The sequence below is a fragment of the Nocardiopsis sp. LDBS1602 genome (genome assembly GCF_035818715.1).
Taxonomy (GTDB): Bacteria; Actinomycetota; Actinomycetes; order Streptosporangiales; family Streptosporangiaceae; genus Nocardiopsis; species Nocardiopsis alba.
Genome location: NZ_JAYLVW010000004.1, coordinates 365851 through 390713 on the forward strand (window position 1 = coordinate 365851; position 24863 = coordinate 390713).

The following is a 24863-nucleotide window of genomic DNA, read 5'->3' on the forward strand; positions in this document are numbered from 1 at the left end:
GGTCGGTCGTCGGCGGTGCGCCGACGCGGCGGTCGGTCAGGCCCCGGTGAAGGGGACGATGTCGACCCCTTCGGCGCGCAGCCTCTCGGCCACGGCCCGGGCGATGTCGACGGCGCCGGGGCTGTCGCCGTGCACGCACAGGGAGTCGGCCTCGACCAGGATCTCGGTGCCGTCGATCGCGGTGATCGGCTCTCCCCGGGCGATGCGCAGGCAGCGGGCGGCGATGGCCTCGGGGTCGTGCAGGACGGAGCCGGGTTCGCGCCGGGAGACCAGGGTGCCCTCGGGCGTGTAGGCGCGGTCGGCGAAGGCCTCGCGGTAGGTGGTCAGCCCCGCCGCCTCGGCCTTCTCCAGGAACCGGGATCCGGGCAGGCCGAGCACGGGCAGCTCCGGGTCGAAGGCGCGGACCGCCTCCACGACCGCGGCGGCCTGCGCCTCGTGGTGGACGATCGCGTTGTAGAGGGCCCCGTGCGGCTTGACGTAGCGGATGCGCTCCCCGGTCAGCGCGGTGAACGCCGCCAGGGCCCCGAGCTGGTAGAGGACCTCGTCGGTGAGCTCGGCCGGCGGCACGTCGACGAAGCGACGGCCGAACCCGGCCAGGTCCCGATAGGCGACGTGGCCGCCGACGGCCACCCCGCGCGCGGCCGCCTCGGCGGTGGTGCGCCGCAGGGTCGACGGGTCGCCGGCGTGGAATCCGCAGGCGACGTTGGCGCTGGTGACGATGGACAGCAGGGTCCGGTCGTTGCCCAGTTCCCAGCGTCCGAAGCTCTCTCCGAGGTCGGAGTTGAGGTCGATGCGCATCGTGATGCTCCTCTTTTCGGGGGTCTAGGGAGTGTTCTTTGGATGCTTTCGTTCGGCATCGGCGGAGCCGATCCTCGGCGAGCGGCCGCCGGACGATCTCTCGCCAGACGACGAGCGAAGGTCAGCCCGGGTTCGGCTGTCCGAGCGACGTCGGCGCCGCGAGAGGAAGCCCGGCCACGCGAGCACGGAATGATCCACAGAACACGACCTACCCCGGATCGATGGGGTCCGTCACTGCCAGAGTTCGGCGATCCCGCCCAGCGACCTGACCGCCATGTAGACGGTGAGCGCCCAGGCCAGGACACCGACGACGAGCAGCCAACGCGGGTAGCGGTAGCCGCCGAGCAGGGTCGCCGAGTGCCGGTAGGCCACCCACAACAGCAGACCGAGGCCGACCGGCAGGATGACGCCGTTGAGCGCTCCGGCCATGACCAGCAGGGTGCCCGGGGCCTGTCCGGAGATCAGGAAGATCCCCAGCGAGATCCCGATGAAGGCGGTGACCAGCTTGCCCTTGTGCCGCTCCAGCCACGGCGAGAACGTGGTGACGAAGGAGATCGAGGTGTAGGAGGCGCCGATCACGGAGCTGACCGCGGCCGCCCACAGGATGACGCCGAACAGGCGCAGGCCCACCTCTCCGGCGGCCTGATAGAAGGCCTCGGCCGAGGGGTTGGGCGCGTCCATCAGGGAGACCCCGCCGACGACGACCCCGAGGATCGCGAGGAAGAGCACCACACGCATGATCCCGGTGACGATGATGCCGGTGACGGAGACCCTCGTGATGGCCGAGACGTTCTCCGGGCCGCCCCGCCCCTGCTCGATGAGCCGATGGGCGCCCGCGTAGGTGATGTACCCGCCGACGGTGCCGCCGATGATCGTGATGGTGGCCAGGAAGAGGTCGCTCGCGGCCGCTTCGGGCAGCACGGCCTGGCGCAGCGCCTCGCCCACCGGAGGCCGGGAGACGACGGCCACGTACAGGGTGAGGGCGATCATCAGCAGACCGAGGACCACCAGGACACGGTCCAGGGCCGCGCCCAACCGCTTCACCGCGAGGATGACGATGGCGACGAGGGCCGAGAGGATCGCGCCGACACGTGTGTCGAGGCCGATCATCGCGTCCAGGCCCAGGCCGGTGCCGGCGATGTTACCGACGTTGAAGATGAGGCCGCCGAAGACGATGAGGGCCGCCAGCAGGTAGCCGGCTCCGGGGAGGACCTTGTTGGCCAGGTCCTGGGCCCGCATGTTCGAGACGCCGATGACCCGCCACACGTTCAGCTGGACGGCGATGTCGACCAGGATCGAGATGAGGATGGCGAAGGCGAACGCGGCACCGAGCTGGGCGGTGAAGGTGGTCGTCTGGGTGATGAAGCCGGGGCCGATGGCGCTGGTGGCCATCAGGAACATGGCGCCGAGCAGGCCACTGCTCAGGGCCACACGACCGAAACGTGGACGCACCGGGGTCGGGGACGACCCCGAGGTCTGGTCGCTCATGCGGTTCTCCAGGTACTCCGGGAGGGGTGGGATGTGGCCAACCTCATTGTTGGATCGTTGAACAATACTGCAATCCGACGATCCCTGATAAGGGTCGGGCCGGTAAAAACATCCCGACTCCGCTGCGTAACATTGAGGGACGACCACGCCCCGCACGGGCGACCGAGCAGCCGAGGGAGCTCACGTGACGGCGACCGACGACCACATCGACCGGTTGCCCGCACCCGCGCTGACCAGGCCCACCAGCCAGGCCGAACGTGTCGCCGACATGCTCCGCACCTTCATCATCGAAGGCGAGCTGGCCCCCGGGGTGCGCCTGTCCGAGGAAAGACTCAGCCGCAAGTACCAGGTCTCCCGCAACACCCTGCGCGAGGCCTTCCGCCTGCTGAGCCGTGAGCGTCTGCTGGTGCACCGTATGCACCGGGGCGTGTTCGTCGCCCGCCCGACCGGCGAGGACGTCCGCGACCTCTTCAGAGCCAGACGCGCCCTGGAACTGCCCGCCGTGCGCGAGGCGGACCGGGCCCCGAGGGAGTTGGTCGAGGCGGTCGGAGCCGCGGTCACCGAAGGAGAGGCCGCCCGCGCCGAAGAGGACTGGTGGCGGATGGGAAGCGCGAACATGCGCTTCCACGAGGCCCTGGCCGGGCTGGCCAGGAGCGCCCGGGTCGACGAGTTCATGCGTCAGGTCCTGGCCGAGACCCGCCTCGTCTTCCACGTGATGGCCGCGCCCAAGGAGTTCCACGACCCCTATCTGCCGTGGAACCGCCGTATCCACCTGGCGCTGGTCGCCGAGGACACCGAGGACGCCGTCGCGGAGCTGACGGAGTACCTGGCGACCTCCGAGGAGCAATTGATCAGGGCCTTCGACGCGATGGACCCCGCCGCGGAGACCTGAGCGAGGCGTGGGACGGCGCTCCGATCCCACCCGTGACACCACACGGGCCCCACCGTCACCACGGATCTTGGTCCCAAGTTCCTCCGCCAGAGGTCCCGAAGTGCCAGAATGGGACACGTAATGGAACTGAACGGACGCCCCGTCAGCACGGGAGAACTCGCCGGCCTCGCCCTCCAGGGCTACGGACACTTCACGACCATGCTGGTCACGGATCTACGCGTACGAGGTCTGCGTCTGCACACCGAACGCCTGGCCCGGGACTGCGCGACCCTCTTCGGCACCGAACTCGACATCCCCCGCGTACGCGAACTCGCCCGACGCGCGGCCCGCGCGCACCCTTCGCCCTCCGTCGTCCGGGTCACCGTCTACGACCCCTCCCTGGACCTGGCCCACCCCGCCGCACGCCCCCTCCCCCAGATCCTCATCTCCACCCGCCCCGCCCCCACGCCCTCCTCCGAACCGATCCGACTCGGCACCCGCCCGTACGCCCGGGACGCCCCCACCATCAAGAGCACCGGCCTGTTCGGCGAGATCCGTCAACGCCGCGCCGCCCAGTCCGACGGTTTCGACGACGCCCTCTTCATGGGGGTGGACGGCCGGATCTCCGAAGGCCCCACCTGGAACATCGGCTTCCTCGACGACTCCGGGCTCGTCTGGCCCCAGGCCCCCTGTCTGCCCGGCGTCACCATGCGCCTCGTCGAACAGGCCGCCGAGACGCTCGGCATCCCCGCCTCCACCCGCCCGCTCACCGCCGTCACCGCCACCCGCATGTCGGGCGCCTTCATCACCAACGCCGCCTCCGGGGTCCGCCCGGTCACCGCCATCGACGGCGTACAGCTGCCCCGGGCCGGATACCTCGACGCCCTCGTCAAGGCCTACGAGGAGATTCGGGGAGAGCTGTTGTAGGGCTGTGTTCGCTTTGCGCCTCCGCCGGCGCTTCGGGATCTCCGGAGTCGAGGCGGGAGGGCGGGTGGCCGTCACCACAGGGGGTTGGTGTGGGAGATCGCGTGACGGTCACACCCTCTGGTGAGAGGGACGGTCTTGTTCTCCGGCGCGGCCGGGCCACCAGAGGCGGGGGCCCACGTCCAGGGCCAGCGCGGGGATGAGCAGGGTGCGCACGAGCAGGGCGTCCACGAGCACCCCGAAGGCGACCAGGAAGGCCAACTGGAGCAGGAACAACAACGGGATCACCGCGAGCGCCGCGAAGGTCGCCGCCAGGACCACACCGGCGGAGGTGATCACCCCTCCGGTGACGGTGAGGGCGCGCAGTACACCCTCCCGATGACCGTGGACCAGGGTCTCCTCGCGGGCCCGCGACATCAGGAAGATGCTGTAGTCGATACCGAGCGCCACCAGGAACACGAACGCGAACAGCGGCACCACGGGGTCGGCGCCCGGCAGATCCAGGACGTGATCGAACACCAGCGTGCCCACCCCGAGGGCGGTGGCGAACGAGAGCACGTTGACGGCCATGAGCAGGAGCGGCGCCACCAGCGAACGCAGCAGCGGGATCAGCACCAGGAACACCACCACGAGCACGAGCGGCACCACGACGGCGAAGTCCCGCCGGGCGGTCTCGCGCGTGTCGAGGTCGGTGGCGTCGACCCCGCCGACGAGGGCTTCGGCCCCCGCCACCGCGTGCACGCTCTCACGTAGATCGCGCACGGTGTCGACGGCGGCGGTGGTCTCGGACGCGGCGGCCAGGTCGACCTCGACCAGCGACCGCCCGTCCTCCACCAGTACGGCGCCCTCCGCACCGGGAGGCCCGGGCTCGCTCACGGGGGTCGCGGCCTCCACACCGGGGGTGTCCTCGGCGGCGGCCACGATCTCGTCGACCCGATCGGCGTCGGTGACCACCAACGCCGGGGCCGCCCCGGAGTCGGGGCCGAAGCCGCGTTCCAGGGTCTCCTGGCCGTCGACCGCCTCGACCTCGGTGCGGAACACGTCGGCCTGACCGGTGCCCTCGGCCGTGAAGAGGGGCGCGAAGACGGCCGCGGCCAGCAACAGCGCGGTGGTGGACAGCCAGATCAGGCGCGGACGGCGACCGACGAGACGGGCGATCCCGCCCCAGAGACGGTGGCGTTCCAGGATCCGGTCGGTGCTCTGTTCCTCGACCCGTCCGAGACGGTGCGGGGAGACGGGCCAGAAGGCGGCGCGGCCGCACAGGGCCAGGGCGGCGGGGAGGAACGTCATCGCGGCGAGCATGGCGGCGACGACACCGATGGCGACCACCGGACCGAGGCTGCTCGTGGAGTTGAGTTCGGCCGCCAACAGGCAGAGCAGGCCGAGGATGACGGTGCCGCCGGAGGCCAGGACCGGTCCGGTGACGCCTCGGACGGCGGCGAGCACGGCGTCCGTGACGCTCTCCCTCGCCGCGAGTTCCTCCCGGTACCGGGCCACGAGTAGGAGGGCGTAGTCGGTGCAGGCCCCCACGACGAGGATGAACAGGATGCCCTGGCTCTGACCGTTGAGGCTGATCAGGCCGCTGTCGGCGGCGGCGTAGACGAGGGCTCCGGACAGTCCGAGCGCCAGGAGTGAGGCGACGATGACCAGGATCGGTAGAAGCGGCGAGCGGTAGACGGCGATGAGAATGACCAGCACGGCGACGACCGCGACCATCAGGAGGGTGGAGTCGATGCCTCCGAAGGCGGCGGAGAGGTCGGCCGCGTAGCCGGCGGGGCCGGTGACCTGGGCTCGGAGGCCGTCGACGGGTTCGTCGGCGAGGAGGGCGCGCAGTTCGGTCACGGAGTCGCCGGTGTCGTGGCGGTCGTCGATGGAGACGATGATCCGGGCGACGGAGGGGTCCTCGGTACCGGGGATCGGCCCGATGACCGGGCCGGTCGTCCAGGGCTGTTCGCCGATCCGCTCCGCGAGGGTCTCGGCCTCGGCGAGTCGGTCACCGGTGATGGCCTCGTCTCCGGAGAGCACGATGAAGGCGGGGACCCCGTCGGCGCGGTCGAAGTCCTGGGCGATCCGGTCGGCCTCGGTGGATTCGGCGCCGTCGGGGAGGAAGGCGGCGGGATCGTTGGTCTGGACCTCGCCGAGTCTGCCGAGGAAGGCTCCGAGGGGGCCGGCGCCGAGGAGCCACACGATCGTGACCAGGAGCGCGGCCCCGGCCCACCATCGTGATCGTCGAGGCGGGTTCTGGCTTGGTGTGCTCACCGAGGGGTCCTTCCTCATGCGCTCTACAGATATCTAGAAAAACAAGCTTCTCGGAAATCTAGCTAATTTCGGGTACACGCTACCCCCGTTCGCGCGTTCCGCGCGAACGGGGGCGGCTCAGGCCTCGCCGGTGCCCACCGGTGTGGACCCTCGTTCCTCCGCCGTACGTTCGGCGCGGTCCGCGATATTGGCCGCCATCGACCCGAAGACCACCCCGTGGAAGGGGGTGACCGCCTTCCAGTACAGGTGTCCGGGCAGTCCACGCGGGTGGAACAGGGCCCTCTGGTGGTAGACGGTGCGTCCGTCCACCTCGCTCACGCCCAACTCCAGCCAGGCGAGTCCGGGCAGACGCATCTCGGCCCGCAGGCGCAACAACCGCCCCGGGACGATCTCCTCCACCCGCCAGAAGTCCAGGGAGTCCCCCACACGGAGACGTTCGGGATCACGGCGCCCGCGGCGCGGCCCCACACCGCCGACGGCCAAATCGATCCAGCCGCGCGCGGCCCAGGCCTGCGGCCACGAGTACCAGCCCCGTCTCCCCCCGATCCCCTCGATCACCCGCCACACGACCTCGGGAGGAGCGTCCACGACACGGGCGCGACGATCGGAGTACAGGCTGCCACCGGCCCAGTCCGGGTCGGTGGGCAGAGGATCCGAGGGCGCGGTGGGCCAGGACGCCGACGACCAGCGGGTGTCCACCCTGTCCTCGTCGATCCGGCGCAGCGCCAACGCCACCGCCCGGTCGAAACCGATCCGCTCATGGTCGTCCAGCAGGTCGGACAGGTCGTCCTCCCCCATCACCGCGTCGTGACGGAGCGACTCCACCAGGGGCCGGGCCATCGACGGCGGTATCGGCGTCACGAGCCCCACCCACAGACTCGACAGCCCCGGGGACAGGACGGGAACCCGGATGACGAGTCTGCGGGCGAGCCCGGCCTCGGCGGCGAACCGCTGGATCATCTCCACGTAGGTGAGGGTCTCGGGGCCGCCGATGTCGAAGGCCCGATCGGTGTCGGCGGGCAGGGTGTCGGCCTCCACCAGCAGGCGCAGGACGTCGCGCACGGCGATCGGCTGTACCCGGCTGAGGACCCACTTGGGCGTGGTCATGGCGGGCAGACGCTCGGTCAGGTGGCGCAGCATCTCGAAGGACGCCGACCCCGAGCCGATGATGACCGCCGCGCGCAGCACGACCGTGGGCACCGGCCCGGCCAGCAGGAGGTCGGCGACCTCCTTCCGGGAGGCCATGTGCGGCGACAGCGGCACCCCTTCCGGGGCGAGTCCGCCCAGGTAGACCACACGGCCGGCCCGCGCCTCGCCCGCCGCCCTCGCGAAGGTGCGGGCGCCCTCGGCGTCGGCGCTGCCGAAGTCGCCGCCCCCGCTCATGGAGTGCACCAGGTAGTAGGCGACGTCCACGTCGGCCAGGGCCTCGGGAAGCCCCTCCCCCGAGACCACGTCGCCGCGGACCACCTCGACCCGATCGCGCCACGGGTGGTCGCGGAGCTTGTCCGGTGACCGGGCCAGGCATCGGACGCGATAGCCGGCGTCGAGCAGTTCCGGGACCAGTCGGCCCCCGATGTAACCGGTGGCCCCGGTGACCAGGGCGAGGCGCCCGCGCCCCTGTCGGCGGGCGTCTCCCCCTCCCCCGGGGTCCGCGGCCGTCATGAGCGCCGTCCGTCGGCCGTACCGTTCGCGCGACGGTGGTCGCCCGTGTCACCGTTCTCACCGGCCCGCCCGGACTCGTATCCCGCCCGGTAGGCGTCGTCGTCCGAGGTCTCCCCGTGTTCGTGTCGGCCGCCCGCCTCGGGAGCGGTCGCGCCCGAGTCCTCGGTGCGCGGCGCGGGGACCGCGTCGTGGTGCCTGGCCTCCCGCTGTCGGCGGTAGGGGTTGTCCTCGCCCAACCCTCCGCTGAACCGGCCGTACATGCCGAAGGTCATCACCACCAGCCCCACGCCGAAGCTGAAGATCACGTTGGGCATGGAGAAGGCGAGGATGTTCGGTCCCATGCTCATCAGGTAGAGGTTGACCAGGCCGCTGACGACGAAGGCCACCCCGACCACGACGCACACGGTGGACGCGAACGTTCCGCCCAACACCATCGCGCCCACCAGCAGCGAACCGATCGCGACCGACAGGAAGCTCAACGCCCCGTTGGTGGACAGTCCCGCGATCACCTCGCCCTGGGTGTCGAACAACGGCAGCCGTACGAGCAGCCCGGCGATACCGAAGCCGATGAGGAACAGTCCCGTGAGCCCGGCACCGACCCGGTAGACGATGTCGAGCCTTCGATCCGTTCGACGCCTGGTGTCCAGTTTCATGGTGTGGCCCCTTTCGGTGCTCTCCCGACTAGAGTCGGAGGTCGGCGACGTGTGTCACAAGTCGCACCGCTTTCGCAACGTGTCGAGGTGCCATGAACGACGCGCTCACCCCCGGTGCCGCGGCCCGGCTGCTCGGGGTCGCGCCGACCACGCTGCGCAGCTGGGACCGGCGGTACGGGATCGGTCCGGGCGAACGCAGCCCCGGTGGTCACCGCCGGTACTCGCCGGCCGACATGGACCGGCTGCGGGAGCTGTGCCGCCTGGTCGGCGAGGGCTTTCCGCCCGCCTCGGCGGCACGGCGGGTCCTGGAACAGGACGCCCCGACGTACCGGTCCACGTCCGCCGACGTGTCATCCGAGGATTCCCCGGATGAGGTACACCGAACCGGACACGAGGCCACATACGCCCCATCAGGTGGCTCTCTCGCCCCTTCGGACCACGGGTCCGGCCGGCCCTCACGAAGTCGTTCCGGCGGGGACACACTCCCCCTGGGCCCCGCGCCGCCGCTCCTCCAGGGGATCGCCCGCGCCGCCATGCGCATGGACTGCGAGCTCGTGGAACGGCTGTTGTGGTCGGCGCTGGAGGAGCACGGAACCGTGGCGACCTGGGAGAACCTGGCCATGCCCCTGCTGTACGGAATGGGGCGCAAGTGGGAGGACACCCGACGCTACGTGGAGGTCGAGCACCTGCTGTCGTGGTCGGTCTCCTCGGTCCTGCGACGGGTCACCGGCCCGGTCCCCTCCACCGCGAGGCCGGTGGTCCTGGCGTGCCTCCCGCACGAGATGCACGGACTGCCCTTGGAGGCCTTGGCGGCGGCACTGCGCGAGAGGGGTCGGCCACAACGGGTGCTGGGCCCGTGCACCCCGGCCGAGGCGACCGTGCGCACCATCGCGCGGACCGCGCCGAGCGCCGTGGTGCTCTGGTGCCACGCCAAGGGCGATCAGGGGGTCGCGACCCTGAGGGCCGTCGCCCGGGCGACCGGCGCGGGTCGCCTCCGCACGGCCTTGTACACGGCGGGGCCCGGCTGGCGGGAGGCGGGGCCCCTCACCCGGATCACGGACGGCCACCTCTCCTCCCTCACCGAGGCCATGACCCACCTGCTCCGTTGAGGCCGCGACCGGGCCGACCGACCCGGGAACGCAGGACGTACCACAGATGGTCCAGGGTGCTGTGGGACATGGCCGCGACCGGGGTGGTCAGCCCCATCGCCAACTCCCGGCGCACGGATGAGGCACCGTCGAGGAACGCCAGGACGTCACCGAGCCGGTTCCCCGCGAAGAGCCGGGCGAAGAAGTCGGAGCCGCGCACCCGACCGGTGTCCAGGGCGCGCAGCATGACGGCGTCCATGGCCAGGTGCCGGGCCCGGTACGGCACCGGCGGGATCGGGGTCCGCCCCTCGGCCAGGGCCTCGGCCACCGCGGCCGCCTGGCGTGAGGCGCCTCCGAAGGTGTAGCCGGTGGAGGGGCGGGTCGCCCCGCCCGCGGCGCCGATCCGGAACAGCCGTCGCCCCACCCGGGTCGGAAAGGGCGCGTCGGTCATGGGGATCACCCCCTGCTCGGAGGAGACCACCTCGAAGTCCTCCAACCCGATGGTGGCGCCGTAGGCGTCCAGGGCCGCCTCGTACTCGGCGGTGCTCAGAACGGAACGGCCGAACTCGGTGTACTCCACCAGGGCTTCGCGGGAGGACAGCGGAAGCACGTAGCCGAAGGCCACGCCGGTGGACGGCTGTGGCGGTCGAAGGTCCATGAGCACGGCGCTCTCGGGGTCGAAGGCCTCCTTCGGGGTCCGGACGAACCATCCCCGGAAGTGTTGGAGCAGGGTGGTGCGCCCGCCGCTCCGAGCGGCCGGCGGGCGGGAGTCGAAGACCCAGCGCGCGGTGAGTCGGACGTCGGCCCCTCGCGGATCGGTGGCGTGGACCGTGGCGTGTTCGGGGCCGTCGCTCAGAGCGGTCACGAACAGTTCCCGCTGGTCGAGGTACTCGTCGGCCCGGCCGCGCACGAACGCGACCACGTCGTCGGAGCGCAGCATCTTGTACCGGTAGGGGTCGGCCGCGGAGCGGTGGCGCGCCCCATCGGCGCCCACCACGGTCAGGTCGCGCCATCGGGCCGCCAGAAGGGGCTCCCAGAGACCGTCCCCCTCCTCCCAGAAACACCAGGTACGCGGGGGCGGGGTGTGCGGTCCGGGCGGAGGCTCCAGCAGGGCCGTGCGCAGGGGTCGTCCGCGTCGTTCGTTGACCTCGCCGATGTGATGGGCCAGGGTGAGCCCTGCGGCGCCCCCTCCGATGATCACCACGTCATAGTCGGCCATACCACCAGCATGCCGGTGACCTCGGGTGAACGGCGATCGGACACGGGAGGATCATGACCACCGACGCGGAACGAGCGAGGGCCGGCGCGGTCACCGAGGGGTTCGACCACGCGGCGGGCTCCTATGACCGGCTGGTCGGGGCCAACCCGGGCTACCACCGTGACCTGCGAACCTCCGTACGGCGTCTGCGCCTTCCCGGGGACGGCGAGGGGCTGCGCCTCCTCGACCTGGGGTGCGGGACCGGGGCCTCCACGGCGGCCCTGGTCGAAGCCGCCCCCCGGGCACGGATCCTCGCGGTGGACGCCTCTCAGGGCATGCTCGACGTGGCGCGGACCAAACCCTGGCCCGGCGGCGTCGAGTTCCATCGGGCGCGGGCCGAGTCCCTCGATCCGGCATGGGCGGCCGAACGACTGGGCGGCCCCGCGGACGCGGTGTTCGCCGCCTACCTGATCCGCAACGTCCCCGATCCCGATGCCCTCCTGGCGACGATCGGGGCGATCCTGCGCCCCGGCGGACGCGTGGCCCTGCACGAGTACTCCGTGGCGGACTCGATCGGGGCCCGTATGGTCTGGACGGCCGTGTGCCGAGGGGTGATCGTCCCGGCGGGCCGGCTCCTGACCGGCCGGGCGGACCTGTTCCGCTACCTGTGGCGCAGCGTCTTGGAGTTCGACGGGGCGGAGACCCTCTCGGAGCGGATGCGCGCGGCCGGTCTGGAGTCGGTGGCCCGGGCCTCGTTCCCGGGGTGGCGGTACGGGATCACCCACACGTTCCTCGGCTCCCGTCCCGGCGGGTCCTGGTGAACGCGCGCGTACGCGACCGACTCGCGGAGAGGATCCCCGCGCCCGAACCGGTGGCCCCCGCGCCGACGCGCACGCCCAGGGTGGCCGTGGTGGGCGCCGGCATCGCCGGTCTGTCGGCCGCGCGTGCCCTGACCGAACGCGGGGTGGAGGTGGAGGTCCTCGAACGCGAGGAGGGTTGGGGAGGCCGCCTGCGCGGTTGGGAGACCCGCCTGGCCGACGGCTCCACCGTGACGATGAGCCGGGGGTTCCACGCCTTCTTCCGGCAGTACTACAACCTGCGCGACCTGCTGGCCCACGCCGATCCGGACCTGTCCGGGCTGGCCCCCCTGACCGACTATCCGCTGGCCCACGCCTCGGGCGCGGCCGACCGGTTCTCCGGCCTGCCCCGGACGCCTCCGTGGAACGCCTTCGCGCTGGCGGCCACGAGCCGGAGCTTCGCCCTCCGGGCGTTGGCGGACGTGAACGTGCCCGCCGCTCTCCGACTGTTGGACGTGGAGGTACCGGACGTGTACCGGCGTCTGGACCATCTGAGCGCGCGGGACCTGTTGGAGACCGTCCGTTTCCCGCCCGACGCCCGTCATCTGGCCTTCGAGGTGTTCGGCCGGAGCTTCTTCGCCGCTCCGGAGGACCTGTCGGCGGCGGAGATGGCCGTGATGTTCCACATCTACTTCCTCGGCTCCTCGGAGGGGTTGGTCTTCGACGTGCCGCGTTCACCCTTTCCTCAGGCCCTGTGGGACCCCCTGGTCGAACGTCTGAGCGGGGCCGGAGCGCGATTCCGACGGAAGGCCCGGGTGGAACGGATCGTTCCGTCGGCGGAGGCCGAGGGGGCCACCGTGCACTGGACGGGGCCCGAGGGCGACCGGAGCGCCCGGTTCGACGGGGTGGTGCTGGCCACCGAACCGGGAGGGCTGCGCCGCCTGGTGGCCGACTCTCCCGCCCTCGGCGACGAGGAGTGGCGTTCCCGCGCGTCGGCGTCCCCTTCGGCTCCTCCGTTCCTGGTCTCGCGCTACTGGCTGGATCGCCCGGTCCGTCCGCACCGCCAGGCCTTCCTGGGCACCGCCGGGCATCCCACCCTGGACAACGTCAGCGTGCTGGAGCGCTACGAGGACGAGTCCGCGGCGTGGTCGCGGCGCACCGGTGGTTCGGTGGTGGAGCTGCACGCCTACGCGCTGCCCCAGGGCTGCGATCTCGCCACCGAGCGGGCCTCACTGTGGAAACAGGCGCTATCGGTCTATCCGGAGTTGCGTTCGGCCCGGATCGTGGACGCGCGGCACGAGCTGCGCGAGGACTGTTCGCTGTTCCCGCCGGGCGGTTTCGAGCGCCGGTGCGCGGTCACCACCCCCGACCCGTGGCTGGTCGTGGCCGGAGACCACGTGCGGGTGGACCTGCCGGTGGCGTTGATGGAGCGCGCGGCCACCACCGGCGTCCTGGCGGCCAACGCCCTGCTCACCCAGTGGGGGCGGCGGGGCCACGCGGTGTGGAGCGTGCCCCGCCGCGGCCGCTTCGCCCCCTTGCGCGCGCTCTCCGGCCTGCTGAGCGGCTAGGGAAGGTCTTTCTTGGAACGCAGCAGGTAGCGCCGTTCCGCGTAGGCCAGGTCGTCGCGCCACAGTCGACGGGCCGCGATCCGCATCATCGGTCGGATCGCGCCCGCGACCCCGCGCGCCAACGCGAAGCCGCCGCGCTCGGAGACGGCGATCGTCGCCTCGATGACGGCGGTGCGTGGGACGCCCCGTCCGTCCACACCGAGCGGGGTGGCGTGCGTCTCCACCACACTGCCCTCCCCCTCGCCCTCGATGATGGTCATGACCACGGTCCTGGGATCGGGACAGGAGAAGGCGGCGCGCACGGGCACGCCCCATCGACCGGCCACCCGGAAACCGACGTCCACCACCATCCGGTCCGGGTCGGGGTCGGGGCCCTCCGGCACCTCGGTGACCCGCAGCCCGACGAACGAGTAGGGGTGGAACCAGGATCCGTGCCAGGGGTCGAGGCGGTTGGCGACCACGTCCTCGGGTTCGCAGCGGCCCGCCAGGCTCTCGACGGCGGCGAGGTGCCGGGAGGCGTCGGGGCGTTCCGGGAGGACGGGCCGGTCCAGGGGCTCCTCTCCGCCCACGTGATCCAACCGCACCCACACGAGCACGCCGTCGTCGTGGGCCGGGTAGGGGCTCCATCCGGGAAAGCCCTCGGCGCCGAGGGAGAGACCGTGCCAGCGGCACACCAGACGCCCTCGGTCGACGGCTCCCCGGCACAGGGGCGCTCCGAGGTGGGGGCAGGCGCCGGGCCCTACGCGCACGATGCCCTCTCCGTCACGCCAGGCGACCAGCTCCACGCCCGCCACCACCCGGCCGAAGGGGCCGCCGGCCCGTACCTCGTCGGAGGCGGCGAGGACGTACCAGTTCCCGGAGGGGCGGGCCAGCGCCCGTTCGAGGGCGGCGTCGATCACCCTGGGGGTCGCCTCCCTCCAGGTGGGGTCCTGGCGTGCCCAGGTGTCCTTCGGAAGCCGGCGCAGGGGGATCCGTCGCGGAGCGGGATCGGGCAGGGGCATGTGCGCTCTCTCCTCAGGGGGTCGGTCTCCGTGGTCGTGGGACGGCCCTGGCCCACAGGGAGCGGGCCAGCGCCGGCATGGCCGCCACCGCCTTGCGGGTCCCGGAGACCCGGTGCCGGACGCTCCACACGTCGAAGTCCGCGGCGACGATCTCGTCCAGGATGGCCCGGTAGAGCCGCAGGGCGGTGGAGACACACGGTCGGGAGACCGGTTCGAGCATCGCCACCCCGGGTTCGGCGAGGCGGTAGAGGTCCCGGTTGACCTCGACGAGTTCGGCGAGGGCCCGACGCGCCGGCGGGTCCGGCGCCCGTCTGCGGGCGCAGTCCGCGAGCCGTTCACGATCGACACCGTGGCCGGCGAGGACGTCCGCGGGCAGGTAGACGCGTCCACGCGCGAGGTCCTCGGACACGTCGCGCAGGAAGTTGGTCAGTTGGAAGGCCTCGCCCAGGGCGGCCGCGTGCGGCGCGGCCTCCTCCCGTCGCGCGACCGTGCCCAGGACCGGCAGGACCTGGAGTCCGATGACCGCGGCCGAGCCGTACATGTACTCGCGCAGGTGGTCGAGGTCTCGGTACTCGGTGGTCGTCAGGTCCATGCGCATGGAGGCCATGAAGGCCGTGAAGTACCCCGGGTCCAGTTCGTGGTGGTCGACGGTGTGCGCCAAGGCCCGCAGCACCGGTTCGTCCGGTTCCCGCCCGGACAGGGCCCGCTCCAGGTCGGCGTCGATGGCGTCCAGTCGGGCCGCCTGGTCGTCGACGGTCGTCCCGGGGCCGGGTTCGTCGACGATGTCGTCCACCCAGCGGGCGAAACCGTAGAGGGCGTGGATGTGGGGCCTCCGCGCCGACGGCAGGACACGCGTGGCCGTGTAGTAGGTACGGCCGTGGTGGGCGTGCAGCCCTCGGCAGCGCAGGTAGTCCTCGCGCAGGACCCGCGCGGTGATCCCGGCCGCGTCCAGTTCGGCGGTGGCGGAGCTCATCGGCGCCCCCTCCGGGACGAGGCGGCCAGGATCCGCTCGGCGGCCAGCCTCCCCGAGAGGAGCACGGTGGGCAGCCCGACGCCGGGATGGGTGCCGCATCCGGCGAGGACCGCGTTGGCGATCCCGGGCACCACGGGCCGCGGACGGAAGGGGCCCGTCTGGGCGAAGGTGTGCGCCAACGAGAAGGGCGTCCCCCGGGCCAGTCCGAGGCGGGCCCAGTCGACGGGGGTGACGAGCCGTTCGGCGCGTATGGAGGCGTCCAGGCCGTTCATCCCCCTTTTCTCCAGGGTCCGGACGATCTCGTCGCGGTAGCGGGGGCCCTCACGGTCCCAGTCGATGTCGCCCGCGGCGAGGTTGGGCGCGGGCGCCAGGACGTAGAACAGGTGGTGCCCCTCCGGGGCCAGCCCGGGGTCGGTGCGGGTGGGCTGGGTGATCAGCAGGGACGGGTCGCTCATCGTGCGGCCCTGGTCGATGATCTCGGTGAAGGTGCTCTCCCAGGCGTCTCCGAAGGAGATCGTGTGGTGGGACAGCTGTTCCCAGGTGCGGTCGGTCCCCAGGTGCAGGACCACCGCCGAGGGCGAGAACCGGTGCGGGACGAGCCGGCGTGAACGGTGGTCCAGCAGGCGGTGGGCGACCGGCAGGTCGGTGGTCAGGACGACGTGGTCGCAGCGCGTCCGTTCGCCGCCCTCGGTGACCACGGCCGTGACCCGGTCGCCGGACCGTTCCACGCGGGTGACGTTCTCTCCGTAGCGCAGCCGTCCGCCCGCGCCGGTGACGGCCTCCGCCATCGCGTCGGCGATGGCCCGCATCCCGCCCTTGGGGAAGTACACGCCCGCGACGGTGTCCATGTAGGCGATGACGGCGTAGGCGGCCAAAGCCTTGCGGGGCGACACCCCCGCGTACAGCGACTGGAAGGAGAAGATCCTGCGCAGGCGCTCGTCCCGCAGGTGGCGTCCGATGGCGGGGGCCAGACGGCCGAAGCCGCCGGACGCGGCCAGCCTCGCCAGGTCGGGGCGGAGCAGGTCCAGGGGCGAGTCGAACCGGGCGTCGATGAAGGAGCGCATCTCCACCTCGTACAGGCGGGTGAGCCACTCGCGCAGCCGAAGGTAGCCGACGGCCTCACGGACCCCGGCCACGCGCGCCACCTCGGCGGTCATGCGTCGACGATCGGTGTGCACGTCGACGGTGGACCCGTCGGCGAAGGCCGCGCGGTAGGCCGGTGCCAGCGGGAGGAGCTCCAGCCGGTCCGTCATGTCCTCGCCGACCGCCGCGAAGGCCTCGCCCAGGATCTCGGGCATGGTCAGGACGGTGGGGCCGGTGTCGACGCGGAAGCCGTCCATGTCCAGACGTCCCGCCCGGCCTCCCGGGTGTTCCTCGCGTTCGATGATCGTCACGTCGCGTCCGGCGCCGAGGAGGTGCAGGGCGCACGCCAGGCCGGACAGGCCGGCGCCGACGATCACCACCGGGCCGCGGTCCGACGGGGCCGGGCCGGCCGTTCGACGGGGTTTCGGATCAGGGGTCAAGGGATCCCTTCCGCTCGTGGACCGGGAGTGTCAGATGCGCGCCGCGCTCTCGGCGAAGTCGAGGAGTCCGTCGCGGACGCCCGGATCGATGTCGAGGCCGGCGATCCGGGAGGCCCCCCGGTCCGCCAGGGAGCGGCAGTGGTCGACGACCAGGTCCCTGGCGCCCAGCCGTTCGAGGGTCTCGGCGGCCTCCGCCGGGTCCACGGGAACGGTTCCGACCCCTTCCAGCAGGGCCAGGGCGGCGGTGTCGCCGCTCCGCCGGGCCAGGTCGATCCCCGACGCCAGGAGCATGGTGTTCTTGCCCTCTCTCAGGTCCTCCCCCGGTTCCCTCCCGGTCCGGGCCGGGTCGCCGTAGAGGTCCAAGAGGTCGTCTCTGAGCTGGTAGGCCACCCCCACGTCGCGTCCGTAGCCGCGCAGCGCCTCCTCCACCGGTGCCGGCGCGCCCGCCAGGGCCGCCCCCAGTCGGAGGGGTCGTTCGACGGTGTAGGACGCGGTCTTGAGCCGGTCGATCCTCAGGGCCCGTCCCACGGAGCGTTCGGTGCGCGCTTGGGAGCGCAGGTCGAGGTACTGGCCGACCATCACCTCGGTCCGCATGTCGCGCCATATCCGCAGCGCCCGCGGCCGGCCGGCCGCAGCCTCGTACAGCAGGTCGTCCGCCCAGGCCAGGGCCAGGTCTCCGGTCAGTATCGCCATCGAGTCGCCGTACCGTTCGGGATCGCCCGCGTAGGAGCGCGAACGGTGGCGGGCCGCGTGGAGGACGTGGATCGAGGGCTCGCCTCTCCGCTCCGGAGCCGAATCCATGACGTCGTCGTGGATCAGCGCGAACGTCTGGAAGAGTTCGATCGCCGCTCCGGCCGATAGAGCGATCCGGGCCCCGGTACCCCGGTCCTCTCCGCCGCCGGCGAGCCGGCCCCACCAGACCAGGGTCGACCTGATCCGTTTGCCGCCCAGGGCGAAGGAGGTGACGCGGTCGGCCAGTTCACGACCGCATTCGGCGTCGAGGGCGCCGACCTCGCGGACCCGTTCCGTCAGATACCGACGCAAGGTCTCGCCGACGGCCTCTCGGATGTCCTCGACGCCCGTGAGCAGGGCATGCCCGGTCACAGAGGCTCCCCCTCCCGGCGCTGGTGGTGACGGCCTCGTGGCGAGGTCCGGGACCCGTACGGGCCCGATGCTCGCCGTTCTCGTCATCCGCACTGTTTCACATGGTCACTTTCCAGGCCGCGCGACACTTCGAGGCGCCCGTAAACTCGTCCCCAGTGGCCGGAGGGGCCGATCGTCGTGACGTTGGGAGACCCATGGACACCGTGTCCGGAACGGCCGAACCGCACGGGCCCGACGGGGGCGGCCCGCGCCCGCGGTCGGAGCTGTACACGGAGCTCCAGAACGACGGTCAGCGGCTCGCGGTGGGGTTGGTCCGGCTGCTGCACCGGATGTCGGAGCGTTCGGGCATGAACCCGACGGACTTCCAGTGCTACACGCTGCTCCGGGTCTCGGGGTCCATGACGCCCGGGGAGATCGCCGACAGCCTCCGTCTGTCCACCGGTTCGGTGACCGGGGTGATCGACCGGATGGAGGCGCGCGGTCTCGTCGAACGCGCCCCGCACCCGCTGGACCGGCGCAAGATCGCGGTTCGTCTCGTGGAGGGTGCCGAGCGTCTCGCCGCGCGGACCGCTCCGGGGATGCGCGAGGTCATGACCGCCATGCACGAGGATTATCCGGCGGAGGACCTGGAGGTGATCGTGGGCTGGTTGAACCAGGTCAACGCCGTTCTGGACGAGCTCGTCGCCCAGAGACCTCCCCACGGGACCGGCTGACCTCCGGAAGGCGCACACGACGCGCACCACCCACCGAATCCGACATCACACTCTTTGTCGGAGCTGTCCGTGTAGTGACGGTCGCTTTACTACCTGGTAGTAAGCCCCTACCATCCCACGGTACCCATCCGCAGCCGGTAGCAGGAACCGGTATCTCCACCCCCGTACGCGCCTGTCCGGCGGGGATGGGAAGGAGTCGACATCTCAGCCCTGCGCAACTACATACGCCAACACACGAATCCGCCCGTCTTCATCGTCTCCAGTCTGGTGATCATCGCCTTCGTCGTTCTCGGCGTGGCCTACACCGAACCCCTACTGGACGGGGCGACCAAGGTCCGAGACTGGATCGGAACCGACCTGGGCTGGTTCTACGTCCTGGCGACCACCTTCTTCCTCGGCGCGGCCATCTTCCTGATGCTGAGCCGCTTCGGAAGCATCAAACTCGGCCCGGACGACTCCAGGCCCGAGTTCGGCACCGTCGCCTGGTTCGCGATGCTCTTCACCACGGGTATGGGCATCGGTCTCGTCTTCTGGGGCGTCGCCGAACCCGTGACCCATCTGCACGCTCCCCGCAGCGAGGAGCTCGCCGAGACCGCGCCCTCCCCCGCCGGGGTCGGCGAGGCCCTGGGCCTGAGCTTCTTCCACTGGAGCTTCCACCCCTGGGCCATCTACATCGCCCTCGGCCTGTCCCTGGGCTACTTCGCCTTCCGCAAGGGCCTCCCACTCCGTCCCGCGTCGGCGCTCTACCCGCTACTGGGCGACCGCGCGTTCGGCTGGCCGGGCCACATCGTGGACATCCTGGCCGTCTTCGGCACCATCTTCGGTCTGGCGACCTCGCTCGGTCTGGGCACGCTCCAGATCAACAGCGGCCTGACCCAGGTCACCGGGATGCCCAACAACTCGCTGACCCAGTCGATCATCATCATCGTGATCACCGGTATCGCCCTGTACAGCGTGATGGCCGGTATCGACAAGGGCATCCGGCGGCTCTCGGTGATCAACCTGTGGCTGGCCTTCATCCTGCTGGCGTTCATCTTCGCCGTGGGACCCAAGCTGTGGATCGTCAGCTCCATGCTCACCGGCGCCGGCGAATACCTCGGCAACCTGGTGCAGTGGAGCCTGTCCTTCCCGAGCCCGCTCGCCGACGAGACCGCCGCGACCTTCACCACCGGCTGGAGCATCTTCTACTGGGGCTGGTGGATCTCCTGGTCGCCCTTCGTCGGTATCTTCCTGGCCCGCATCTCGTACGGCCGCACGATCCGCGAGTTCATCATCGGCGCCCTGTTCGCCCCGGTCGTGGTCTCCATCCTCTGGTTCGGCGTCTTCGGCGGCTCGGGCCTGTACTACGAGCTGTTCGGTGAGGGCGGCTTCCAGGACGGCGACGAGGCCTCGGCCGCGTTCCACCTACTGGACGCCCTGCCGCTGACCCCGATCGTCGCGACGATCGCCTCCGTGCTGCTGATCGTCGTGGTGGCGGTCTTCTTCGTCACCTCCTCCGACTCGGGCTCGCTGGTGGTGGACACCCTCACCAACGGGGGCGACACCAAGCCGGTCAAGCTCCAGCGCGCGTTCTGGGCCATCAGCGAGGGCGGCGTGACGCTCATCCTGCTGGTCCTGGGCGGCGCGAACGCGCTCGGCGCCCTTCAGGCGGCCTCGGTCGTCACGGGGCTTCCCTTCGCGGTCATCCTCGTGTTCATGTTGTGGGGACTGTTCAAGGGGCTCGCGAAGGAACCGAAACCCGGTGTGGCCCTGAAGAAGAACGGGGACTCCTCCCGTTCGAAGGTCGACGCCGGACGGACGGCCCGTCAGGGCGGTGACAACGCTCCGAAGGAGGAAGACGGCACATGACGCCCAAGAAGTTCGGCAACCCCTTCTACGGGGTGGTGGACATGATCACGGAGATGAACCGTATCTCCGACACCATGACCTCCATCGAGAACGGTCAGGCCGGTGACCGCCAGCGCGGCTTCGCCGACGCCTGGAGCCCGCCCACCGACATCCTCGCCAGGGGCAACGACCTGGTGATCCGATGCGAGGTGTCGGGGGTGCTCGAAGAGGACGTGACGGTCAGCCTCGTCCACGGGGTCCTGACCATCAGCGGTGAACGACGTCGCGACGGAGACGATGTCGTCTACTACTCCTCGGAGCGGTTCATGGGCACCTTCCGACGGGAGATCAGCCTCCCCGACGGGGTGACCGAGAGCGACATCGAGGCCGGCTACGGCGAGGGTCTCCTGGAGGTGACCGTGCACGGGGCCGCGAACGCGTCGGCCCCCAGGCGCATCGCCATCAAGCGCCGTAAGAAGCCCGGAAAGTAGACACCCCGCCGCAAGCGTGAGGGGCCGTGTGTTCGCGAGAACACACGGCCCCTTCGTCGTTCCTCGAACGGTCAGAAGACCCGGTCGGCCTCGTAAGGGCCGATCACGGCCAGCGCGCGCGGCCGGGTGAGGATGTCGGCGGCGACCTCGGAGACGTCGTTCAGGGTGACGGCGTCGAAGCGGGCCAGGTCCTCGTCGATCGAGAAGTGACGCGGCTGCACCAGCTCGTGCGAGAGCAGGCGCCCCATCCTCGCGTTGGTGCCCTCGCTGCCCATGACCATGGCCCCCTGGATCTGGCCCTTGGCCCGGACGAGCTCCTCCTCGGTGATACCGGAGGCCGCGACCTTGGCGAGCTCCTCACGGCACACGCCGATGACCTCGTCGGCCTTCTCCGGAAGGCAGCCCGCGTAGATCTGGAAGGTGCCCGTGTCCGCGTAGGCGGTGTGGTAGGCGTGCACGGCATAGGCCAGCCCGCGCTTCTCCCGAACCTCCTGGAACAGGCGGGAGGACATGCCCCCGCCCAGAGCGGCGCCCAGAAGACGCAGCGCGTGCCAGCGCGGGTCGGTGCGGACGATGCCCTCCGACCCCAGGATGATGTGCGCCTGTTCGGTCTCACGGGGCTGCACGATGGTCCCGTCGAAGGTGCGCACGGGCTCGCCCGGGCCGCGAGGACCGGAGGGACGGGCGTCCCCGGCCGCCGCCGACTGCTCGGCGAAGATCGCGGCCACCCGGTCCACGACCTCGGCGTGATCGAGACTGCCCGCGGCCGTCACGATGAGCTCGGAGGGGACGTAGGCGTCACGGTACTGCTCGGCGATCCGCTCGCGCGGCAGGGCCTTGATCGTGTCGGTGGTGCCCAGGATGGGTCGGCCCAGCGGGGTGTCCCCGAAGAAGTGCTCGGCGAAGACGTCGTCCACCAGGTCGGCGGGCTCGTCCTCGTACATGGCGATCTCCTCCAGGATCACGCCGCGCTCGGTCTCCACCTCTCCCTCGTCCAGGACCGAGTGGGCGACCATGTCGCCGACCACGTCCACGGCCAGCGGCAGATCACGGTCGAGCACCTTCGCGTAGTAGCAGGTGTGCTCCTTGGTGGTGTAGGCGTTGTGGTCGGCGCCCACCCCGTCCAGCAGCGCGGAGATCTCCAACGCCGAACGGGTCCGGGTCCCCTTGAAGAGCAGGTGCTCCAGGAAGTGAGCGGAGCCCGCGTGCGCGGAGTCCTCGTCACGGGAGCCGGTGGTCGCGGAGATCCCGAAGGCGGCCGAACGCACGCCGGGGATGTTCTCGGTGACCACGCGCAGGCCGCCGGGAAGCACCGTCCGACGTACCAGACCGGAACCGCCGTCGGGCTCCAGCAGCGTCACGGTGGTGCCCGGCTCCTGCTCGGCGGCGGTGGGGACAGAACTCATGAATCCTTCTTCTTCGCGTCGGAACATCCAGCAGAGCATATGCGGCGTACGCCGACGGGGCGGCCGCATCGTCGAAGACGCGACCGCCCCGTACAGGGTCAGTCAGGATCAGGTGTTCTCGGAACGCCCGCCCGAGCTGCGACGACGACGGCGACGCGGGGCGCCCTCGCCCTTGGCGTCGTCGCCCTTGTCCTCGCCCTTGGCGGCGGACTCGGAGGACTCCCCGCCCTCGTTCTTGGCGGCCTCGGCCTCGACGACCTCGACCGGGACCAGGGAGAGCTTGCCCCGGTCGTCGATCTCGCGGATCTCGACCTGGATCTTCTCGCCGATGCTGATCACGTCGTCGAGGTTCTCGATCCGCTGACCGCCGTGCAGCTTACGGATCTGCGAGATGTGCAGCAGACCGTCCTTGCCGGGCAGCAGCGAGACGAACGCGCCGAAGGTGGTCGTCTTGACGACGGTACCCAGGTAGCGGTCGCCGACCTCGGGCATGGTCGGGTTGGCGATCTGGTTGATCGTGTCCCGGGCCGCCTCGGCGGAGGGGCCGTCGGTGGCACCGATGTAGATGGTGCCGTCGTCCTCGATCGTGATGTCGGCGCCGGTGTCGTCCTGGATCGAGTTGATCATCTTGCCCTTGGGGCCGATGACCTCGCCGATCTTCTCCACCGGGACCTTGACGGTCAGGATGCGCGGAGCGTTCGGGCTCATCTCGGCCGGACGCTCGATGGCCTCCTGCATGACGTCCAGGATGGCCAGACGGGCGCCGCGGGCCTGCTGGAGCGCCAGGGCCAGCTGCTCGGCGGGGATGCCGTCGAGCTTGGTGTCGAGCTGGAGGGCCGTGATCAGGTCACGGGTACCGGCGACCTTGAAGTCCATGTCGCCGAAGGCGTCCTCGGCACCGAGGATGTCGGTCAGCGTGACGAACTCGTCGCCCTCGCTGATCAGACCCATGGCGATACCGGAGACCATCTCCTTGAGGGGCACACCGGCCGCCATCAGGGACATGGTGGAGGCGCAGACCGAACCCATCGAGGTGGAGCCGTTGGAGCCGAGGGCCTCGGAGACCTGACGGATCGCGTACGGGAACTCCTCGCGGGAGGGCAGCACCGGCAGCAGGGCCCGCTCGGCCAGGGCGCCGTGCCCGATCTCGCGCCGCTTGGGCGAGCCCACCCGACCGGTCTCACCGGTGGAGTAGGGCGGGAAGTTGTAGTTGTGCATGTAGCGCTTGGTCTTCTCAGGGTTGAGAGTGTCGACCGTCTGCTCCATGCGCAGCATGTTCAGCGTGGTGACGCCCATGATCTGGGTCTCACCGCGCTCGAAGAGAGCCGAGCCGTGCACGCGGGGCAGGATGCCCACCTCGGCACTGAGCTGGCGGATGTCCTTGGGGCCACGACCGTCGATGCGGACCTGGTCGCGCAGCACGCGCTCGCGCATGAGCTGCTTGCTCAGGCTGCGGAAGGCGGCGCCGACCTCCTTCTCGCGACCCTCGAAGTCCGCGGCCAGACGCTCGCCGGCCTCGGCCTTGATCTTGTCGAGCTCGGCCTCGCGGTCCTGCTTGTCCGCGATGGTGAGCGCCTTGGCCAGGTCCTCGCGGACCGCGCCCTCGACGGCGGCGTAGGCGTCGTCCTCGTAGTCGAGGAAGATCGGGAACTCGCCCTCTTCACGACCGGTCTGCTCGGCGACGGCCTGCTGGGCCTTGCAGAGCACCTTGATGAAGGGCTTGGCGGCCTCCAGGCCCTCGGCCACGGTCTGCTCGTTGGGGCCGACGGCGCCCTCGGCGACCAGCTTCAGCGTGCGCGTGGTGGACTCGGCCTCGACCATCATGATCGCGACGTCGCCGTCCTCCAGGACGCGGCCGGCCACGACCATGTCGAAGGTGGCGTTCTCCAGCTCGGCGTGGGTGGGGAAGCCGACCCACTGGCCGTCGATCAGAGCGACGCGCACGCCGCCGATCGGGCCGGAGAAGGGCAACCCGGCGATCTGGGTGGACATCGAGGCCGCGTTGATGGCGACGACGTCGTACAGGTGCTCGGGGTGCAGGGCCAGGACCGTCTCGACGATCTGGATCTCGTTGCGCAGGCCCTTCTTGAAGGACGGACGCAGCGGCCGGTCGATGAGACGGCAGGTGAGGATGGCGTCCTCGGAGGGACGGCCCTCACGACGGAAGAACGAGCCGGGGATACGGCCGGCGGCGTACATCCGCTCCTCGACGTCCACCGTCAGCGGGAAGAAGTCGAGGTTGTCCTTGGGACGCTTCGAGGCGGTGGTGGCCGACAGGACGACGGTCTCGTCGTCCAGGTAGACCGTGGCCGAACCGGCGGCCTGACGGGCCAGACGGCCGGTCTCGAAGCGGATGGTGCGGGTGCCGAACCCACCGTTGTCGATGACGGCTTCGGCAGAGAAAACGCCCTCCATGGGCGACCTCCTGTTACACATCGGGTCACGTCGCGTCCGATGTTCCGGCATGCGCGACAGTCTTCTGTCTTCCCGCGTCGTGCCCCGGAGGTGATGACGGCCGG

20 protein-coding genes are annotated in these 24863 nt (G+C 70.9%); 8 read left to right on the forward strand and 12 right to left on the reverse strand.

The features are described 5' to 3' along the window. Positions 1–36: 36 nt before the first annotated feature. Both U9J66_RS16835 and U9J66_RS16840 read right to left on the reverse strand, forming a co-directional pair. Positions 37–798: a LamB/YcsF family protein gene (locus tag U9J66_RS16835; RefSeq protein WP_326338127.1), complete on the reverse strand. Its 762-nt coding sequence runs from the start codon at positions 796–798 to the stop codon at positions 37–39. A gap of 231 nt (positions 799–1029) precedes the next feature. After that, a complete protein-coding gene (locus tag U9J66_RS16840) occupies positions 1030–2286 on the reverse strand; it encodes an NRAMP family divalent metal transporter (RefSeq protein WP_017533654.1) in 1257 nt (418 codons plus the stop codon). A gap of 184 nt (positions 2287–2470) precedes the next feature. Here U9J66_RS16840 and U9J66_RS16845 point away from each other — a divergent pair, with 184 nt between their 5' ends. Then, positions 2471–3178, forward strand: coding sequence for a GntR family transcriptional regulator (locus tag U9J66_RS16845; protein ID WP_326338128.1), 708 nt, complete (start codon positions 2471–2473; stop codon positions 3176–3178). 120 nt (positions 3179–3298) lie between these two features. After that, positions 3299–4084 carry an aminotransferase class IV family protein gene (locus U9J66_RS16850; RefSeq protein ID WP_042285069.1) on the forward strand — a complete coding sequence of 262 codons (786 nt, stop codon included), beginning with the start codon at positions 3299–3301 and terminating at the stop codon, positions 4082–4084. Between the two features lie 108 nt (positions 4085–4192). Here U9J66_RS16850 and U9J66_RS16855 read toward each other — a convergent pair whose 3' ends face one another. From U9J66_RS16855 to U9J66_RS16865, 3 genes are all read right to left on the reverse strand, one after another. Then, a complete protein-coding gene (locus tag U9J66_RS16855; RefSeq protein WP_326338129.1) occupies positions 4193–6358 on the reverse strand; it encodes an MMPL family transporter in 2166 nt (721 codons plus the stop codon). 99 nt (positions 6359–6457) lie between these two features. Beyond that, a complete protein-coding gene (locus U9J66_RS16860; protein WP_326338130.1) occupies positions 6458–8002 on the reverse strand; it encodes an SDR family oxidoreductase in 1545 nt (514 codons plus the stop codon). Beyond that, positions 7999–8655, reverse strand: coding sequence for a DUF4383 domain-containing protein (locus U9J66_RS16865; protein ID WP_014908319.1), 657 nt, complete (start codon positions 8653–8655; stop codon positions 7999–8001). The genes U9J66_RS16860 and U9J66_RS16865 overlap by 4 nt, the downstream gene beginning before the upstream one ends. Before the next feature lie 92 nt (positions 8656–8747). On the opposite strand from U9J66_RS16865, the gene U9J66_RS16870 reads away from it, so the two are divergent. Next, positions 8748–9764 (forward strand): MerR family transcriptional regulator, encoded by a 1017-nt coding sequence (locus tag U9J66_RS16870; RefSeq protein ID WP_326338131.1) that lies wholly within the window; start codon positions 8748–8750, stop codon positions 9762–9764. Here the strand turns inward: U9J66_RS16870 and U9J66_RS16875 are convergent. Beyond that, entirely contained in the window at positions 9733–10962 is a 1230-nt protein-coding gene (locus U9J66_RS16875) for a lycopene cyclase family protein (protein ID WP_161110467.1), read from the reverse strand. The genes U9J66_RS16870 and U9J66_RS16875 overlap by 32 nt on opposite strands. Before the next feature lie 53 nt (positions 10963–11015). Between U9J66_RS16875 and U9J66_RS16880 the strand changes: the two genes are divergently transcribed. Together U9J66_RS16880 and U9J66_RS16885 are read left to right on the forward strand one after the other, a co-directional pair. Beyond that, positions 11016–11762, forward strand: a complete 747-nt coding sequence (locus U9J66_RS16880; protein WP_042285060.1) for a class I SAM-dependent methyltransferase — start codon at positions 11016–11018, stop codon at positions 11760–11762. Beyond that, positions 11759–13306, forward strand: a complete 1548-nt coding sequence (locus tag U9J66_RS16885; RefSeq protein WP_442789857.1) for an FAD-dependent oxidoreductase — start codon at positions 11759–11761, stop codon at positions 13304–13306. Before U9J66_RS16880 ends, U9J66_RS16885 begins: the two co-directional genes overlap by 4 nt. On the opposite strand, the gene U9J66_RS16890 is transcribed toward U9J66_RS16885, so the two are convergent. The 4 genes from U9J66_RS16890 to U9J66_RS16905 form a co-directional block, all read right to left on the reverse strand. After that, positions 13303–14307, reverse strand: coding sequence for a DUF5914 domain-containing protein (locus U9J66_RS16890; protein WP_017533644.1), 1005 nt, complete (start codon positions 14305–14307; stop codon positions 13303–13305). The two genes, U9J66_RS16885 and U9J66_RS16890, sit on opposite strands and share 4 nt — an antisense overlap. Before the next feature lie 13 nt (positions 14308–14320). Continuing rightward, positions 14321–15280: a phytoene/squalene synthase family protein gene (locus U9J66_RS16895; RefSeq protein WP_326338132.1), complete on the reverse strand. Its 960-nt coding sequence runs from the start codon at positions 15278–15280 to the stop codon at positions 14321–14323. Then, on the reverse strand, positions 15277–16743 hold the full coding sequence (crtI, locus tag U9J66_RS16900) for a phytoene desaturase family protein (protein WP_161110468.1): 1467 nt from the start codon (positions 16741–16743) through the stop codon (positions 15277–15279). The genes U9J66_RS16895 and crtI overlap by 4 nt, the downstream gene beginning before the upstream one ends. A gap of 90 nt (positions 16744–16833) precedes the next feature. Continuing rightward, positions 16834–17907: a polyprenyl synthetase family protein gene (locus U9J66_RS16905; RefSeq protein WP_161110469.1), complete on the reverse strand. Its 1074-nt coding sequence runs from the start codon at positions 17905–17907 to the stop codon at positions 16834–16836. 194 nt (positions 17908–18101) lie between these two features. On the opposite strand from U9J66_RS16905, the gene U9J66_RS16910 reads away from it, so the two are divergent. The 3 genes from U9J66_RS16910 to U9J66_RS16920 all read left to right on the forward strand — a co-directional run bounded on the left by U9J66_RS16910 (position 18102) and on the right by U9J66_RS16920 (position 20938). Next, positions 18102–18620, forward strand: a complete 519-nt coding sequence (locus U9J66_RS16910; protein WP_014909384.1) for a MarR family winged helix-turn-helix transcriptional regulator — start codon at positions 18102–18104, stop codon at positions 18618–18620. Positions 18621–18887: 267 nt separating this feature from the next. Next, on the forward strand, positions 18888–20468 hold the full coding sequence (locus tag U9J66_RS16915; protein ID WP_378626149.1) for a BCCT family transporter: 1581 nt from the start codon (positions 18888–18890) through the stop codon (positions 20466–20468). After that, positions 20465–20938, forward strand: coding sequence for an Hsp20/alpha crystallin family protein (locus U9J66_RS16920; RefSeq protein ID WP_014909037.1), 474 nt, complete (start codon positions 20465–20467; stop codon positions 20936–20938). The genes U9J66_RS16915 and U9J66_RS16920 overlap by 4 nt, the downstream gene beginning before the upstream one ends. 71 nt (positions 20939–21009) lie before the next feature. Here the strand turns inward: U9J66_RS16920 and U9J66_RS16925 are convergent, their stop codons facing one another. Continuing rightward, positions 21010–22344: a M16 family metallopeptidase gene (locus U9J66_RS16925; protein WP_026124844.1), complete on the reverse strand. Its 1335-nt coding sequence runs from the start codon at positions 22342–22344 to the stop codon at positions 21010–21012. Positions 22345–22452: 108 nt separating this feature from the next. Then, positions 22453–24759 (reverse strand): polyribonucleotide nucleotidyltransferase, encoded by a 2307-nt coding sequence (locus U9J66_RS16930; protein WP_017533639.1) that lies wholly within the window; start codon positions 24757–24759, stop codon positions 22453–22455. Between the last annotated feature and the right edge of the window lie 104 nt (positions 24760–24863).